17 protein-coding genes are annotated in these 16,568 nt (G+C 42.5%); 8 read left to right on the forward strand and 9 right to left on the reverse strand.

The window, feature by feature from the left end; translation table 11 throughout:
- Positions 1 to 250 precede the first annotated feature (250 nt).
- The gene (locus A3774_RS00755) at positions 251 to 1,099 is read right to left on the reverse strand and encodes a bifunctional helix-turn-helix domain-containing protein/methylated-DNA--[protein]-cysteine S-methyltransferase (protein ID WP_067862024.1); all 849 of its coding nucleotides are present in this window, start codon (positions 1,097 to 1,099) and stop codon (positions 251 to 253) included.
- 365 nt (positions 1,100 to 1,464) lie between these two features.
- On the opposite strand from A3774_RS00755, the gene A3774_RS00760 reads away from it, so the two are divergent.
- Positions 1,465 to 2,649: a GGDEF domain-containing protein gene (locus A3774_RS00760; RefSeq protein ID WP_067862025.1), complete on the forward strand. Its 1,185-nt coding sequence runs from the start codon at positions 1,465 to 1,467 to the stop codon at positions 2,647 to 2,649.
- Between the two features lie 77 nt (positions 2,650 to 2,726).
- Positions 2,727 to 3,782 carry a DUF3549 family protein gene (locus A3774_RS00765; protein ID WP_067862027.1) on the forward strand — a complete coding sequence of 352 codons (1,056 nt, stop codon included), beginning with the start codon at positions 2,727 to 2,729 and terminating at the stop codon, positions 3,780 to 3,782.
- A gap of 64 nt (positions 3,783 to 3,846) precedes the next feature.
- Here A3774_RS00765 and A3774_RS00770 read toward each other — a convergent pair whose 3' ends face one another.
- The 3 genes from A3774_RS00770 to A3774_RS00780 form a co-directional block, all read right to left on the reverse strand.
- Complete coding sequence (locus A3774_RS00770; RefSeq protein WP_231867905.1) at positions 3,847 to 4,278, reverse strand: hypothetical protein; 432 nt, start codon at positions 4,276 to 4,278, stop codon at positions 3,847 to 3,849.
- Between the two features lie 162 nt (positions 4,279 to 4,440).
- Positions 4,441 to 4,917 (reverse strand): Cys-tRNA(Pro) deacylase, encoded by a 477-nt coding sequence (ybaK, locus tag A3774_RS00775; protein WP_067862031.1) that lies wholly within the window; start codon positions 4,915 to 4,917, stop codon positions 4,441 to 4,443.
- A 133-nt stretch (positions 4,918 to 5,050) separates the two neighbouring features.
- Positions 5,051 to 5,290: a DUF3820 family protein gene (locus tag A3774_RS00780; RefSeq protein ID WP_075107875.1), complete on the reverse strand. Its 240-nt coding sequence runs from the start codon at positions 5,288 to 5,290 to the stop codon at positions 5,051 to 5,053.
- 95 nt (positions 5,291 to 5,385) lie between these two features.
- Here A3774_RS00780 and A3774_RS00785 point away from each other — a divergent pair, with 95 nt between their 5' ends.
- Positions 5,386 to 5,634 (forward strand): Rho-binding antiterminator, encoded by a 249-nt coding sequence (locus tag A3774_RS00785; protein WP_067862033.1) that lies wholly within the window; start codon positions 5,386 to 5,388, stop codon positions 5,632 to 5,634.
- Between the two features lie 11 nt (positions 5,635 to 5,645).
- Positions 5,646 to 7,544, forward strand: a complete 1,899-nt coding sequence (locus A3774_RS00790; RefSeq protein WP_067862035.1) for a hybrid-cluster NAD(P)-dependent oxidoreductase — start codon at positions 5,646 to 5,648, stop codon at positions 7,542 to 7,544.
- Between the two features lie 52 nt (positions 7,545 to 7,596).
- On the opposite strand, the gene A3774_RS00795 is transcribed toward A3774_RS00790, so the two are convergent.
- Both A3774_RS00795 and A3774_RS00800 read right to left on the reverse strand, forming a co-directional pair.
- Entirely contained in the window at positions 7,597 to 7,995 is a 399-nt protein-coding gene (locus tag A3774_RS00795; RefSeq protein ID WP_067862037.1) for a phasin family protein, read from the reverse strand.
- A 113-nt stretch (positions 7,996 to 8,108) separates the two neighbouring features.
- Complete coding sequence (locus A3774_RS00800) at positions 8,109 to 8,558, reverse strand: YaiI/YqxD family protein (protein ID WP_067862039.1); 450 nt, start codon at positions 8,556 to 8,558, stop codon at positions 8,109 to 8,111.
- Positions 8,559 to 8,902: 344 nt separating this feature from the next.
- On the opposite strand from A3774_RS00800, the gene A3774_RS00805 reads away from it, so the two are divergent.
- The 4 genes from A3774_RS00805 (at position 8,903) to A3774_RS00820 (ending at position 12,045) form a co-directional block, all read left to right on the forward strand.
- Positions 8,903 to 10,060: a methyl-accepting chemotaxis protein gene (locus A3774_RS00805; RefSeq protein ID WP_067862041.1), complete on the forward strand. Its 1,158-nt coding sequence runs from the start codon at positions 8,903 to 8,905 to the stop codon at positions 10,058 to 10,060.
- Positions 10,057 to 10,803, forward strand: a complete 747-nt coding sequence (locus tag A3774_RS00810) for a hypothetical protein (RefSeq protein ID WP_067862043.1) — start codon at positions 10,057 to 10,059, stop codon at positions 10,801 to 10,803. The genes A3774_RS00805 and A3774_RS00810 overlap by 4 nt, the downstream gene beginning before the upstream one ends.
- A 137-nt stretch (positions 10,804 to 10,940) precedes the next feature.
- Complete coding sequence (efpL, locus tag A3774_RS00815; protein ID WP_067862045.1) at positions 10,941 to 11,507, forward strand: elongation factor P-like protein EfpL; 567 nt, start codon at positions 10,941 to 10,943, stop codon at positions 11,505 to 11,507.
- Between the two features lie 31 nt (positions 11,508 to 11,538).
- The gene (locus A3774_RS00820) at positions 11,539 to 12,045 is read left to right on the forward strand and encodes a retropepsin-like aspartic protease family protein (protein WP_067862047.1); all 507 of its coding nucleotides are present in this window, start codon (positions 11,539 to 11,541) and stop codon (positions 12,043 to 12,045) included.
- Between the two features lie 12 nt (positions 12,046 to 12,057).
- Here the strand turns inward: A3774_RS00820 and A3774_RS00825 are convergent, their stop codons facing one another.
- From A3774_RS00825 to A3774_RS00835, 3 genes are read right to left on the reverse strand one after another with little or no spacing between them, the layout of a single operon-like run.
- A complete protein-coding gene (locus A3774_RS00825; RefSeq protein ID WP_197467984.1) occupies positions 12,058 to 12,693 on the reverse strand; it encodes a LysE family translocator in 636 nt (211 codons plus the stop codon).
- A 35-nt stretch (positions 12,694 to 12,728) separates the two neighbouring features.
- Positions 12,729 to 14,930 (reverse strand): tRNA(Met) cytidine acetyltransferase TmcA, encoded by a 2,202-nt coding sequence (locus tag A3774_RS00830; RefSeq protein ID WP_067862049.1) that lies wholly within the window; start codon positions 14,928 to 14,930, stop codon positions 12,729 to 12,731.
- Between the two features lie 41 nt (positions 14,931 to 14,971).
- Positions 14,972 to 16,417, reverse strand: coding sequence for a diguanylate cyclase domain-containing protein (locus tag A3774_RS00835; RefSeq protein WP_082792312.1), 1,446 nt, complete (start codon positions 16,415 to 16,417; stop codon positions 14,972 to 14,974).
- Positions 16,418 to 16,568 lie beyond the last annotated feature (151 nt).

The following is a 16,568-nucleotide window of genomic DNA, read 5'->3' on the forward strand; positions in this document are numbered from 1 at the left end:
TAGTTACAGCCCGACGGAGGCTCTTTCTTCGTCGGCTAATTTTTGTGAGAAGCTCAGAAAAAATATTTGCACTATGAACTATAAACTTGTGTGCGGCTATCAATCAGCCTCTGAAGCCAACATTTACTCTAATGCTTATACAGTTTGCAGCCACCCTGAAGTGAAATGGCTAGTAGAAGATGAATGTAAAGGATAGCTGGCTTTAACTTGGTAACGATCGTCTAAGTCCCACTCATAATCACATTCAGACTTAATCAGTTACAATAGCAGCTTCCCAGCCTTGAATGGCGGCCTTACGGGCCCTCCCCCAACGATAATTGCCTATCTCGCCACTCTCACGAATAACTCGATGGCAAGGAATAAGAAAACCTATATTATTCGATGCTACAGCGGTACCTACCGCCCTAGATGCTTTTGGCGATCCGGCCATCGTCGCTAACTGTGAATATGAAACTAACTCTCCCATATCCACTTTAAGCAGCGCTTCCCATACCTTGAGCTGAAAGTTAGTACCTTTTAAGACAAGATGTAATGGTTGTTTTTTTCCGTTTATCTGAAAAATTTTATCAATATATTTCGCCGCTTCATTATCATCACGCACAAATGATGCGCTAGGCCAGCGTATTTTCAACGCCTCTTCTAGAGACCGATCTGGACACTGGCAAAAAGCCATATGACAGATACCACGGCTCGTCCAAGCGATATATGCTAAACCAAAAGGCGATAAGGCGTAACCATGAGATATTAACAACCCAGCCCCTAAAGATTTAATCTCTCCAGGTGTCATGGCTTCACAACTAATCAATAAATCATGTAGCCGGCTAGGGCCGGACAAGCCTAGACCTAGTGCGGTATCTAATACGCTTCGTGATTGAGCAAGCGCCTGTTTTGCTCTTTGTTTTGTCAAAAATTGAACAAATCGTTTTGGTGATACCCCCACCCAACGACTAAATATCTTCTGCAAATGGTGTTCACTAATACCAACATAATCAGCAAGGTCAGGTAGCGATGGCTGCTCGTTTGCATGCTCACACAAAAATCGAATGGCTCGCTCGATGCGCAAATAGTTGGTGGCGCCTTCAGTAAAATTATTATCCATTTTCTACTTATTATTGATTAGTTATCTAACGGCTAAACAAAAAAACAGTCCCAGAAATCGCGATACGTTCTTCAGATTCATGATCAGTCGCATCTACACAAAGAAATAAAAATTTATTTTATGTGGTCTATTCCACGTCAACCACCCGTTTCTTGTGATATTTCTATAAGAAATAACACCCTGGAAAAACGTGTTTATCTCTTTACGGCTAGCATTAATTTTACTGAAAAAAATCAGCTTAAATACTTGAACAAACTTTCTGCAATTTACTTAAAAAGAACTAAACTAATGAAGGATAGCTATAAAAAATATATCTAATACGGCCTAACTATTCAGCTAACTTTATTACTCAATGATGAGAGCATATGGATCAGGAACAGAAAAATGTTAAGGCCTACGTCTATTTATTGGGTTTCCTTGTAATATTCATAGCATTCGCCATCACATCCACATATTCCTACCTACAATACTCTCAAATTAGAACGGAATTAATCACCGCAACACAAAATAACGACCGTCAACTGAATGCAGCAATGGAGATGCGTGTAGCCGTTAGGGAACGGGCTATCTTGCTTTGGCACATGACCTTACAAACAGATTATTTTGAAAAAAATGAAGCTCTACAGCAATTCTATAACCATGGCTCGAACTACCATAAGGCCAGAATGGTGATATTAACATCACAGCTATCATCTGAAGAAAAAAGCTTAATGGAAGTACTCGATAAAGAAACAACAAAACGGGCCCCTGTTTTACGAGCATTTGCAGACAGGCTCTTACTCGCAGAGGATAATGCGGAGCACACACAATCACTCAATCAAACATTAACTGATCAAATTATAGTAGCCGATTTATTGGATAGTATGATCGCCCTACAACAATCTCAAAATGAATACGCCCGTTATCATTCAGCTGAAGAGATATCAGATTTAGTCTCCACGCTGATTATGTTTATGGTTCTTATCATCACCGGTGGTTTTATGTTTGCCACTTACGTCATTATGACCACTACTAAGCAAAGCCAGCAGCTAGCAAAGGTGAATGATAGACTCGAACATTTAGCCTGCCACGATAATCTCACAGGCTTACCTAATCGTATGTTTTTACTTCAGCAACTAGAGCGTTTACTTTCCCTAGTCCATCGTAAGAAAAACTTAGCTGCTATTATGTTTATCGACATTGATAATTTCAAAAGCATCAACGATACGTTTGGTCATGATTTTGGGGATCAATGCCTAAAAAGTTTAACTAAAAATATGATGAGCGTGCTCCGCGGCTTCGATATTTTAGGACGCTTAGGCGGCGATGAATTTTTAGTTCTCATCAACGAAATTGAATCCCCCAACCAAACAGCGATTATTGCTCATAAATTACTTGAGATTTTAGATACACAATATACGGTCCAGAATGACACTATTTCTATCTCGGCCAGTATTGGTGTTTATATTCTCTCCGATCAAACTGAAAGCGCCAAAAAGGCAATTATCTTGGCAGATCGAGCAATGTACCAAGCTAAAGAGTCGGGAAAAAATCGTTTTGTCATCATCTAGCAAGTTGAGCCACAGGTATTATTGTTCATTATCCTAAAGCTGCTAAAATTGCGCTCCTGTTTATTTAGGTGCTGATCATGTCTGAAATTTCCTCGCTTACAGAGTTACTTCGCCAAAGTGGCGGCCAATTCCGATTCTTTGATATGGGCCGTCGGGTGCAGAAATTTTCCATTGAACAATTTGAGAAGATTGAAAACCAACAAACACCTTATCCCTACCCTTACCTACAACATGCTTGGGTTGCGTTGATGGTATGGAATCCTAAAGATAAACAGCAAGGTGCTGCATGGTTTCTAAAACTCCCCTTAGATGAGCAAGGTTTTCTAATTCAAGCAGTGCGCGATGATCTGCTCTCAAGATTGCTCAAAAATGCAGGCGGGGTAATGCAGCATGAAAAAAGCGGTGAAGTACCAGAGGACGCGCTTAAAGATAACCCCTTCTCGTTTAAGCCCGATCAAGAGAAAATGGCGATATTTCACGCTTACTCGACGTTGACCTCAAGTGAGCCCGCCTCACAATATTTTGAACATGCTCAACAGTATTTTTCAGGACAGATTGGATTTGATGATTGGCAATCTCTAGGCTTTCAAGGTATTGCAGATTTAGTCGTTCGTCATCAAAACGGTCATAACAGCAAAATTCTGACGAAATCTATTCCCCTCTTGCCGGACGTTCCGTTTGAGGTGCTCTGCACTTGCCTAGAAAGCATTGAGCCAGACCACAAACTTTATGAAGCCCTTTGCCTACGCGCTGAACAAACACTGGTAAAAGGTACGGCTAATGCTAATCATATTGCGGCACTTACACGTGGATTATCTAATGGCCCCAACAGTGCCCGTAAGATGGAGTTAATTAAACAGATAGTCACGAGTAAATACGCTCTTGAGCCGGAAGTGATTATTGCCGTAGCAACCCGTTGTCATGAATGTTTACAAGATCCAGCTATTCTAGCGATTTTTCTGGAAAAATTAGCTATAGGGAAAGGCGGCCAAAACGGTTTTTCAAGGATTCTCTCAGATCTGATGTTTATGCCGGCACTACGAGCACTCATTCTAATGCAGTTCCGTAATGAAGATAGAAGCCCTGAATTAACGAACGCCATAGGCGAAATGTTTGGAACTAATTTCAGTTAATCGTTGACTTAAACAGCCAACTAAAGATAACTAATCGCTCTTATACTTGAGCGGTTAGTTATCCTCACGTATGCTGTAAAGCTTGGCTAATTTCCCAAGTTCTTATAAATGTTCGCTGAATAATTAAAGCATCATTACTTGCGCGGTGGCGGGCAATATTCAGCTCCATTTCAACCTCTTGTTTAACCTGATGCCAGATATCCATTTGGGATTCAGATAGGATCATATCTAAGGCACTGACTCGAAACTGCATCGGCATACCTGCACGATAAAACAACTTGATTAACCAAGTTTGATCAACCACCCAACCATCGCTGTAGACCGTTTGATTATAAAGTTTATGATTAAGCTCACTAGCAACCTGTTCCACAGATGTACCTGATTGAATTAGATCAGTACGCTGTATTTTATGATGCTCTTCTGCCTCTTCGCTCCAATGCAACCAATCATCTTTTGGGTGAATCAAACTACAATATCGTTCCCCATCAGAAAGCACAAAGCCCACTTCAATGGGGTAGCTATCAACGCCAAAACCTGAGGCTTCAAGATCGATTATATTAGGGCACTTAATCTGTGCGATAAGTAGAATGCTCCAAAAAATTTTACTAATCTGACGTTAGCATAAGATAGGCTGATAAGATCCTGTCATTAACCTTCACTAACCTCTGCCAATTGCCGCCGATACCCCCTGAGTCAATCTTAAAAGGTCCGCAGCCGACATTTCTATCTCTAACCCTCGTTTACCTGCACTCATATAAATAGTCTCATACTGATCTGCGGAGCTATCTAGCACTAGAGGCAAACGTTTTTTCTGTCCTAAAGGACTTATCCCACCTACAACATAACCGGTTGCACGCTCTGCATCTTGCGGCTGTGCCATAGCTACTTTCTTAACCTTTAAGGCACTTGCTATCGCCTTAAGATCTAACTGTCCAGATACAGGCACAACCCCTACCGCTAACTTTTTGTTATCCCCATTTAATTCTACTAACAACGTTTTAAAGACTCGAGCAGGATCAATACCGATCGCTTCGGCCGCTTCAGTACCATAAGATTCAGCCTTCGGATCATGCTTATACTCATGGACTCGATGATTAACTTTAGCTTTGATAGCTACTTTGATAGCAGGCGTCATAAAAAAACCTAACAACGGATTATAATCTGATAGGAAAAAACCAAATCCTATCTAAAGGGAAATTTTAACAAAACTACGTCTTCAATAAGAATATCTACAAGATTAATGATATTAATAAAGCTAAGCGCCTTTATCATCTAAGATGAGGCGCCCTAGATGTTTGCCTTAAAGGCTGGAGTACTGACTCCAAGCCATTGATACGGATATCCAACATCAATTCCATCAGCGACCCTAATTCTCCTTGAGGAAAGCCTTTCTGCGCAAACCATAACAAATATTCTTCTGGAAGATCGAGTAATACCCGACCTTGATATTTACCGAAAGGCATCTTCATATTAGCTAACTTGAGTAAGTGTTTTTTTTCTAAATCCAAAACTGTCTCTTATCCTATTTATAATGCCCCTGTTCAACACCGAACAGAGGCATTATTCTTGTGTACAAACGCTTAAATCACCTCAGGTTAGAATAATGTCTGACACCATAGAATACCAACCAATTAATTGTGCTATGCATGATGAATTTGAACTCGCGTGTATCCGCCAAGAAGTACGCAAGCTTACTTGGCATACAAAGCATCAGACATTTAATCAAAAATTACGTTTTTTAGACCTAAAGTGCGAACAAGGGGCCGAGTACCTTATTGCCGAAACAGAAGACCATAAACCTTTAAAAATCAGGCTAGACCATATTATCAATAAGCCAGTTGATCCAGCGTAAGGACTCTATCAGTGTCAGAAATTCAATTAAGTACCATTAATATATTTCCTATCAAATCGATGGCTAAAACCTCCCTCTCCTCTGCTTTTGTCTGCGAGTCAGGTATAGCCTTTGATCGCCGTTTTATGCTGAGTACCCCAACGGGGGAGCTGTTATCCGCTCGCCAAATCCCCGCACTTCTGCACTTTCAAGCACTGCTTAAAGAAGATGGTATCGTCGCCATCGCACCTGATGGGGATCGTATTACCCTCCACTACCCTGAATTATTTCAAAATTATCGTCAGGTCACTGTGTGGGGAACTGAAATCAATGCACAACACTGCGGTTTGCAATTTGACGAGTGGTTTACAAAAAAACTAGGACGAGAGTGCCAGCTCCTTTATTTTGGCGAACAATCAGAACGTTACACCTCTATTCAGCCAGAAAAGCCTCTCGCTTTCGCCGATGGTTATCCTTTATTGCTAATTTCCGAAGCGTCGTTGGCTGACCTAAATAGCCGCAGTACCGCACCTTCCATAATGGAACAGTTTCGCGCCAATTTAGTGATTAGTAATTGTGAGCCTTTCGCCGAGGATAGCTGGAAACGTATCCGTATAGGAGAGGTAGAGTTTGAGATCGTTAAACCTTGCTCTCGCTGTGTCATGACCACTTATGAGTTAACCTCTCTCAACCCTATAGACAAGGGCGAACCTATTAAAACTCTTGCGAACTATCGCAGGGGCGATGATAACGAAGTCTATTTTGGGCAAAACCTTATCCCCTTAAATGAAGGTCAGATAAGACAGAACGACAAAGTTGAAATACTCGAGACGAAAACAGCTGAACAGTATCCCAATAATGCCCCTATTATTAATAAAGATATGACCTTAACTACGCAAGGAGCTAGTAACTTAACTACTTGGAAGTCAGACCAAGTACTTAACTTAACCTGTGTTGCAAAAGTAGATGAAACTCCTGATGTCACAACCTTTCGCTTTCAACTACCCGCAGGTTACCAAACAGAATACATAGCGGGGCAGTTTATAACGCTGAAGTTAACAGTAGGCGGTCAACCCGTTTCCCGTTGTTATACCCTGTCCTCTTCCCCTTCGAGACCAAGTGATATAGCTATCACCGTTAAACGGGTAAAGGGCGGCCACATCTCTAACTGGCTACATGACCACCTTACCGTTGGTGATAAAATCACGGCACTAGCTCCAGTAGGAGAGTTTAATGAAAGAGTTATATCCCATGAACTACCTGTTGTTTTACTGTCGGCGGGTAGCGGGATTACTCCGATGCTATCCATTGCCCGTTCACTCACAGATAAGCATTCTAAGCAGGAGATTCTCTTTTATCATCAAGCCCGCACAGAAGCAGATCTAATCTGCAAAGATGAATTACTCTGGTTAGCACAGCAAAATCCACGTTTGAAACTGCTTTTCAGCCTAAGTCAGCCAGACGAAAAATGGAGTGGAATAAAAGGGGGAATCAGTCAGGAGCAGATAAAACTACTTGTCCCTAATATAGAACAGCGCACGATTCTCTGTTGCGGTCCAGAAGGCTTTATGACAAAAGCAAAAGCGCTATGTCAGCAACTAGGTCATAAAGAAGCAAATTGGTATGAAGAAAGCTTTGGGCAGCCGCCTTATACTGAAAATACATTCACGCTCGAAGAAGTGGAAATAACCATCAATGACCGTAGTTTCTCTGGCGATAACCAAACCACCCTACTAGAACAAGCTGAGGAAGCTGGTATCTACCTGCCTTCAGGTTGCCACGCCGGCGTATGCGGCGCATGTAAAGTGATGCTTATTCAAGGTGACGTAGAGCAAAGCTCAGAATCCCCATTAAGTGAAAAGGACAAACAAAACAATATTATTCTCGCTTGTAGCAGTATCCCTAAATCAGACTGCACTATCGAATTTTAATTAAAAAAAAGCCCAGCTACTTAGCTGGGCTTTCTAGAATTCTTAGCTTAAATTAAGCAACTTTCAATTCAGTAACTTTTTTAGCAGCTTCTTCAGCTAGCTCAGTTACTTTTTTACCCGACTCTTCAACAGTTGCAACGTAAGCATCTTTAGCTTCAGTCATTGCAGCAACGCCTTTTTCAGCAGTTTCTGTCATTTTAGCTTCTACAGACTTGTAGAATTTAACCTGTAGGTCTAGAGCAGCTTTAGGGTCTTTGCATTCGCACAAAGTTTTGAACTGTTCAACAGAAGCATTAGCTAGTTCTTCAACGTATGCTTTCTGAAGTGAAACCAAAGTTTCAACAGTCTTAGTGTTTACTTCAACTAAGCTCTGCATTGGTTTGAAAAGATCAGCCATCTCTTTAGTAAGTTCAGGTTTGAAAAAATCAGCAAAAGGGTTAGCAGCGTTCATATTTATATCTCCAAATGTTATTCATGCTGCAGTGCAGCAATCCATTACAGCTAAGATACGACTTGCACGATTTTTAGTCAAGTGTTTTTTTGTGCGGTGCACAAAAAAAGTTCCTATCGGCAACTTTTAGCCAAAAAACGATCTAACTGGTTAGCAAATGCCTGACGATCAGATTGATTAAAAGTGTTAGGACCACCCGTATCAACACCAGAGTTACGCAGAGTTTCCATAAAATCTCTCATCGATAACCGCTGTTTGATATTTTCAGGAGTGTAAAGCTCTCCACGGGGATTAATAGCAACACCCTTTTTATCAATCACTTCAGATGCCAAAGGAATATCTTGCGTAACGACCAAATCCCCCTCTTCCATCTTAGCCACAATGTGGTTATCCGCTACATCAAATCCCTGCGGTACTTGAACCGCATTGATCAACGGCGATGGAGGTGTAGCCATATACTGATTAGCTACTAAAGTCATTGATACGTTTTTTCGTTCAGCCGCGCGAAAAAGAATCTCTTTGATTACTTTTGGACAAGCATCGGCATCAACCCAAATATGCATAGATATCCTCTGTCAAAAATAGAATAAAGCCCCATCATGACAATAATACTTCAATCGAGATTACCCGATAAGAAATATACTAATAAATTTGGATCAGAATCCTAATAACTAAGCTGACTTAACAGTCATCTCCGCTTGAATTAACTCATCAATAACGCACCACAAAAAACCGAAAAGCACCTAAAGCGTGCGCTCGGCTTCCAAAAAACGATTAGATTGCCCCACTATAGTTCCTTCAACTTAAAGATAACGCCCGAAAAATGAGCATCGCAAGACAGAAGGTTATTTATGGCTTAACTCTTGCAGAACTAACTAAGGGGACTTGAATTTTTGAGGAATAAGGCATGTTGCTATTATCTTTTGGCTATTCACTACTAAGCAAAGTATCACTAAAAACATCAGGTCTTCTATTACTTTGCTGCTGGCTTTTAGTGGTAATCTCCCAAGCATACGACATCAAATCAGCCTTGTGGGCTTTAATCCCCCTGAGCTACTTACAAATCAGCTTTATATATATGTGCCAGCAGCGCTGGAGCAACCTTGCATCGGTTATTCATGCTTTCGCGAATCAAGACCTGCAATTTCGTGAACAACATTCCAGTAGCGATAAACCTCTAAGAGACTTAACACAAAACCTTTATAGCGTTTCACGTAGTTTTGAGGAGTTAAATGATCTATCAAATCAGCTTTGTAGTGAGATGAAGTTTTCTACTCACGAACTGGAAAATCTGGCGACACATACAGCCGATGCAGCATCTGAACAACAAAACCAGTTATTAACCGTTGCAAGCGCCTCAGAAGAGATGAGCCAAACGGTACACATAATTAGAGAACACATACAAAAAACACATAGTAACGCCCAGAGCTCTCAATCTTTATGTATTAAAGGCAGTAAAGAGGCCCAACAGCTCAGTCACTCAATAACCGATGTTCGTACCCAATTTTCTGAAGCGGTAACAAAAATAAACCAACTAACCAACGAAGCTGAAGCTATACAAGCATTTGTCAGTACAATCGAGAAGGTGGCAGCTCAAACTAACCTACTAGCCTTAAACGCAGCAATAGAAGCAGCACGTGCGGGTGAAGCAGGAAGAGGATTCGCCGTCGTTGCAGATGAAGTACGTCTGCTCGCGGGGAGTACCGAAAAAGCGACAGGAGATATCACCCAATTAGTAAGTTCCATGCTGAATAGAGTCGGTGAAGTTACAACAAGTATGGATAGCTGTGAAGCTATGCTTAATACGGGCTCTGAAACATGTACTCATATGCTCGATCTTTTACAGGACATTGAACACGGCAGCAACACCAGCTTAGAACTCATAAGCGAAGTTAACCATTCAATCGATGAACATGCCTCAGCCAGTAATGAACTCAGCGAGAAGCTCACCAATATAGGTATGCTTCTCCAGCAACATAGCGAACAAGCGAGTTCCTTGACGGAATTAACAGGGTATCTTGAAAAATTAGCCGAAAAATCTGTTCAAAAGGAGCCTACAAAATGATCGAAGCCAGCATCTTCAGCGCTCTTTTAATTGTTATGCTCAGCGTCAATTTCCATCATCGTAACAAACTGTCCAAACGACGAGCAGCCAAACGGCAACGGGGCATCAACCAGCTCTCCCAAATATTAGAGCTTATGCAAAAGATGCAACGTCATCGTGGGCTGTGCGCGAACTTACAACAGAATCAGTCAGAACAGCATAGATTAAGCCAAGAAATAGACTCTCTCTGGTCTCCTCTATTAAAAAGCGATTATAGCGGTAACCCTACCCGTATAAGGCTCCAACATATTAATTGGCAAAAAATCAGTGCATCACCCAACAACAGTTTTATGCCCCATTGCCAGCTCATCGAAAAATTACTCCATGAGCTAACCGTGATTGCAGATACCTGCTCACTGACCGCGCAGGAGACGAACCAGGATAATCAGGATCTCTGGCATAACGTATTAAAACGCCCACAGTTTGCTGAATCACTCGGGCGCTTAAGAGCCCTAGGCAACAAAGCAGCCTCTCTAGGCCAATGTCCAGCAGATGTTCGCGTGCAACTGCTCTATCAGCTACAAAACTTAGAAAGCACCCAATTGGATCGCTGCAATACAAGACAGATAGTGACACTAATTAATAATGAGATTCTTACTCCAGAAAAAATACAGATAGAACCACGCATCTATTTTGACCAGCTAACCCTAGCGATTGATGAACAGTTAGCCATTACACGAGAGCATCTTAACCAGCTCAGCTAACAATACCATCTACTCCATATATAAAAGGGCCTCTCTAAACAGATCAGAGCTGGCCCTTTTTATACCAACTGCCCTTTTCCTCTCTACTGCACTCCAATACAATCAACGCTAATTATAAGTGTTTAACGGATACTGCTATGCCTAAGGCTTCAGAATTAAAGAAAGGGATGGTCCTTGAGATCAACAATAACTACTACTCAGTTCACAGCATTGATGTTCGCAGCCCAAGCTCACGCGGAGCAAACACTTTATACAAAGTCCGTTTTAGCCAGCTACCCGGCGGCGGAAAGTATGAAGACACCTTTATCGGCAGTGATATATTAAAAGAGGTTCAGCTGGAGCGCCGTAGCTGCTCCTACCTCTACCGTGAAGATGACACATTCACCTTTATGGACAGTGAAGATTACAATCAGTATTTATTAAACTCTGCCGCCATTGAAGCTCAGCTACCCTACCTACAAGATGGTATGGAAAATATCCAAGCTATGATGATTGACGGTGAAGTTCTTACCATCCAAATGCCCAGCAGTGTCGTACTTACTATAGCGGAGTGCGTTCCTGGGATGCAGGCGGCGAGTGCAACAGGCCGAACAAAGCCAGCCATTCTTTCAAATGGCTTGGAAATTCAAGTACCTGAATATATTAAAGAAGGGGAAAAAGTAAAAATAAATACCGAAACCGGTAAATTTATGGAACGTGCATAACCCCTTAAATGACAAAAGGTAGAGTATCAAAATGACACAGCAACATACTCCCAAACGTATTGGCCAAGGCATGTGGATGATCGCTTGGGTGTTACTGCTTGGCCTGCTCTACCTTTTCTTTGAAGATACCATCTCCCAGCAGTACAACCCGAATCAAAGCTTAGTCAGCGATAGCAGCAACACCGAAGTAGTACTGCAGCGAAACCGTTCAGGCCATTATGTAGCACCGGGCAAGATTAACGGCACAACGGTTACCTTCCTCCTTGATACCGGTGCAACAACGATCAGCATTCCTGAAGCCGTTGCAGAAAAAATCGGCTTAACTAGAGGTTTTCGCTCTGAAGTAAGCACGGCAAACGGCAATATCTCGGTCTATAACAGCACACTCGACAGCGTGCAATTGGGAGGCATTAAACTGTACGATATTCGTGGCCATATAAACCCTTATATGGACGGTGAGACCGTATTGCTAGGTATGAGTTTTATGAAACATCTTGAAATTACGCAAAAAGGCAATACGCTAACTTTGCGACGTTAAGAGCTGCACTCACTAGCTTGGTATCGCTTTAGATGTAGCCAATTTCAACGCTAACCCAATAAATACCACGCCAGCTAGGCGATTCAGATAAAGCTGAGCGACCGGTGAGCGATTAAGCCAATACCCCAAACCCGCCGCTAACATCGCGATAACACACAAAACAGCCAACGCCACCAACATAAAAACACCACCGAGCATAAAAACTTGCTGGGTAAACGCCCCCTTTTCCGGCACAACAAATTGCGGAAGAAAAGCCAGAAAAAAGATAGAAACCTTAGGGTTAGTGATATTCATAAGGATACCGCGACGGTATAAGGCACTTAGTGACAGAGCTCCTCGGCGCGTTAATTCAACACTGTCAGCAGACGCTTGAAATGCACACACCGCCAAATAAACAAGATAGATAGCCCCTATTACTTTCAACACAGTAAACGCTACAACCGATGTTTGGAAAATAGCAGCAACACCTAGCGCAACGGCTGAGGTATGGACAATCAAACCGGTACAAAGCCCTAAAGAAAGCATAATCCCTGCAGCCCGCCCATGGATTGCTGACTGAGTTAACACAAAAAGATTATCTGGCCCCGGCACAATCGCCAGTAGTGCTGAAGCCGTAATAAACATAATAAGGGATTCAATAGGTATCACTACTGTTACTCCTTGTCAGCACAACAGGCTAAGTCTTAATTTTCTTTAACAACCGCCATGATGCGCAATACCACTTCACGGAATTGACGCATTAACTGCTTCCGGCCTTGTCCCCGTTTTTCAAGCAACGCCCAACTTCTTTGCTGCATATTACGCTCCATAAGCAAGCGAAAATCATTATTCTGTAAGAAGATCTGTAACCTATTCTCTGACACCTTTTTCAGGAAAAGCAATAACAGCTTATGCAAGATATAAGCGCAACTTTCATAACTTCGATTATGGTAGCAAAACGCATCTAAATCGGACCAATCATGAGTGGTTAATTCAAACGGGCCTTCCCCATGCTGTAATAACCGACAAACGAGCGGTATATCCAAATCGATCAGATCATCGCTTAAACGGTAATTAATCTGCTCTAAAAACCGTTGCCGCAAGTGTTCCTGTAATGCTTTGGCCTCGGCGGAAAGAGCCACAATAACCACCGCTGCATGGCTACCGCTCACACTGTCTTTAGCTGTTCCTAATCGAACCGTTTCAAAACCATTACTTTGCCAATAACCCATAAGGTCAGTGCTGGCAGCAAAACTAGCCCCTAAATAATCCCACCCTTCAGCTTTAGCATATCTTTGGACTGCACTTAATAAGGTACTGCCCAACTGCTCTCGCTGAAGTACTGGATGGATAGCAACACGCATAATGCGCCCCGCCCTCAAATGGGCAGCCGCTTTAGCGCCTTCCTGACAGACTAAGGTTTGTGGAAGTAGATGACCTCGTGGCCTGCGTTTTCCCGACCAGATATCATCAACTAATTCCACGGGTAGAGGTCCCTCTTCTGCCACTAATACCGCCCCGGCAACGTTGTTATCTATTTTAAGTAGCCATATATGTAAATTAGGGCTATCTAACAAAACACGTAGGTCACCTGGTGATGTACGATAATGAGCCAGTACCAGTAACCCAAATAACTGACCTAAAGTATCGTAATCCTCAATCAGCAGATCACGATCTATCTTTTCTATTACAGGTTGAATATTACGCGTCTGCTCAGCACTATAGGCATCCAATAAAACGTGTTTATCAACCGCTTGCGCATTCAGTAACAACAGCTGAAACGTCAATGATTCCAGCGGATCCTGTGCTGACCAACGTATGGGCTGCTGAAGGTGAAGGTTTTTCCAATTAGGGGCATCACGATCGAGTACTTTCTTAAATCGAACGCTAAATCCCTGCCCTGTGCCTTCATAACCATGAATCGTCGAGGCGAAGGCAATACGAGGAAAACGCTGTAGTAATTTCGACAAAATCGGCACGGGGATCGCTGCCGCTTCATCAACCAATAAAACCTGTCCTTCGCCCAACTCCCTCAATGCTAACTCAGGTTCTAAAAAACGTATCTGATGATCCCCGTTCTGCATTAAACCTTTACTGTATTGGTAATCCGGTAGGAGCTGATGAGCCCTACTAAAAACTTCATCTACAGCGGCATAATCTGGTGCAGTAATTAATACCTGTTTATAATCCAATCCCGACAATTGAGCAGCCGCAATACCTAAAGCAGCCGACTTCCCTCGACCTCGATCAGCAGTCAATACGGCGGGACGACGACCACGCCTAAACTGACTCAGAATCAGTTCAACGGCATGTTGTTGATCTACTGTTTTATTAGGCAGAATAGGCTCATCATCGCCACGCATTTCATCAGAGATCAACACTTCGGGTAGTTCAATCTCTACACCCGCTAAGGTGTTTTTTTCACGATAGATGACCGTATAAGCATCATCTTCTAACAACATAACTACCCGGGAGATAAAACGGCGGCCCGCATCACTACTCTGATACGGATAAGCCACTATGCTTTTATGTTCCGGGTCATCATATTCAGGCCACTCATCTAAATCAGGGCAGACCAACACCAGCAAACTGCCCCCCGCCAATGCACCCGCTATTTGACCAAAACTATTCGGGTTAAAGCCATCCCAAGCATTAAACACAACAGAAGAGACTGTTTGCCCTAAAAGAAGATGAAGATCAGAAGCATTAATATAAGGAGAAGTTTGAGAAGCTTTTCCTTGTAAAGAGAGCGATTCACCAATCCAAAGTAAATCCGGTAGGTTATTAAGATGCTGAGCTTGAATCCCACACCACGCTTTAGAACCACTAACCACCAGAAAACGACGATGATTATGCTGCTCTGCATCGTTCTGCAAGCGTGTAAATAGGGATTCAATGACAGCCATATATCTCTCTTAAGTTAGGATCACTGAGCCTAAAGAGGCATTTAGACTGAATAAGTGAGCGAGGGCTCAGAGCTATTCTCAATATAAGCTTTATATTGATCGCCTCCAGCTTCACTGGCTAGCGCTAGCTGCTGCTTAGTTGCATCAAATAAACGCTCAGCCGTTAACAGGCGGGTCGGTTGCAGTGTCACAACACCTAAACTTACCGTGACGCATAAGCCCTGAGCCTCTGACTCATTTGGCAGCGCCAATGTCCTTACCGCTAGAGAGCAACGTTCAGCTAGCTGAACAACCAGCTCATTGGTCGATGGTAAAATAAATCCAAACTGACTGTCATCGACACGGGTCAATATATCTCCCGGCCGACTCACACAGCTCTTTAAGGTCTCAGAGATACGCTGAACCAAAATATCCGCAGCATCAACACCATAATGATCACGGTAGCGAGTAAAATCGTCAATGCGCAATAAAATCATAGATAAAGGAGAGAACTCACGTACCGCTCTGCGACATTCAATATCTAAAGTTTCATCAAAGTGGGTACGGTTCACTAAGCCAGTAAGAGGATCATTCCATGATGTGTCTATCATCTGCTCTGATAGAATCTCCTGCTCATCTTTCAGTCTTGTTAGCTGCAAACCAAGTCGCTTAAGGTAAGAGGCTAAGAGTAAAGATAACACTAAGCCGGTTAGTAGAAACAACACAGAGGTATAGTTCATTTTTGCAGCAAGATAAGACTCTGTAGCCGCAAAACTCAAAGTAAGCTCAGTGCCATCCGGTAAAGTGATGACTTTATCTATGATCGAGTCTTCTGCAACAATTCCTTGTCCCATAGAGAAAATAGGCTTATCAGACTCCGCCGTCGAAGAAAAAAGATGAACGACCAGCTCATTCTGCAAACTATTTTCAAGACTTGTTTGCATCACTTTTTCCACATCAAGAAGACCCAGCATGCGCTGCTGATCTTGGCCTGTAGACACGACCAATACAGGCTTTTCAGCTAACTGGATAACTTGAGTTACGGCCATATCACTCTTAAAAATATCCACTAAGACCTGCTCTACATGCCCTGTAGCTAAATCACTCTCTGAAACAGTAAAAAGAGTGGGACTCAGCTGCCCTTCAGGCAACCAGAGTAATGCCTCTATTCCTTGGCTAGAATTAACTATACGCCGCGCAGCAACACTTAAATCAACACTATTCTCTTCAGCCGCCAGATCAAAATAAGTCTGTAAAGATTCCATACCATAATAGGTGTAGGTAAGTTTTTGCTCAAAAAGTGCTACATCTTCTGCAATCTGGACATAAAAGCTCTGAATGACTGTATCCCTTTCCTGTTTAAATATATAAAGGAAGATAAGTAGGGAAAACAACGCACCACAAAGGGCGAAAGCAACAGCGACATCTATCCGTTTTTTCGCTTTACCAGTAGCAGACATGGTAGATGTGGGCTTACTTGAGGTAGGCGTCTCGTCTGAAACAGACATTAAAAAGCTCCGATGAATCAATCAGTAAGGTTCAGTAAACCTCGTTATTATTGCTACGATAGTTCACCCGAACTGTTTTTTCCAGCATTTCCGTGAGATAGCGACGGGGTCTGATATAGTGAACCCCTTAATTTAAGCGTTACAGGTTATC

The organism is Neptuniibacter marinus (assembly GCF_001597725.1).
Lineage (GTDB): Bacteria > Pseudomonadota > Gammaproteobacteria > Pseudomonadales > Balneatricaceae > Neptuniibacter > Neptuniibacter marinus.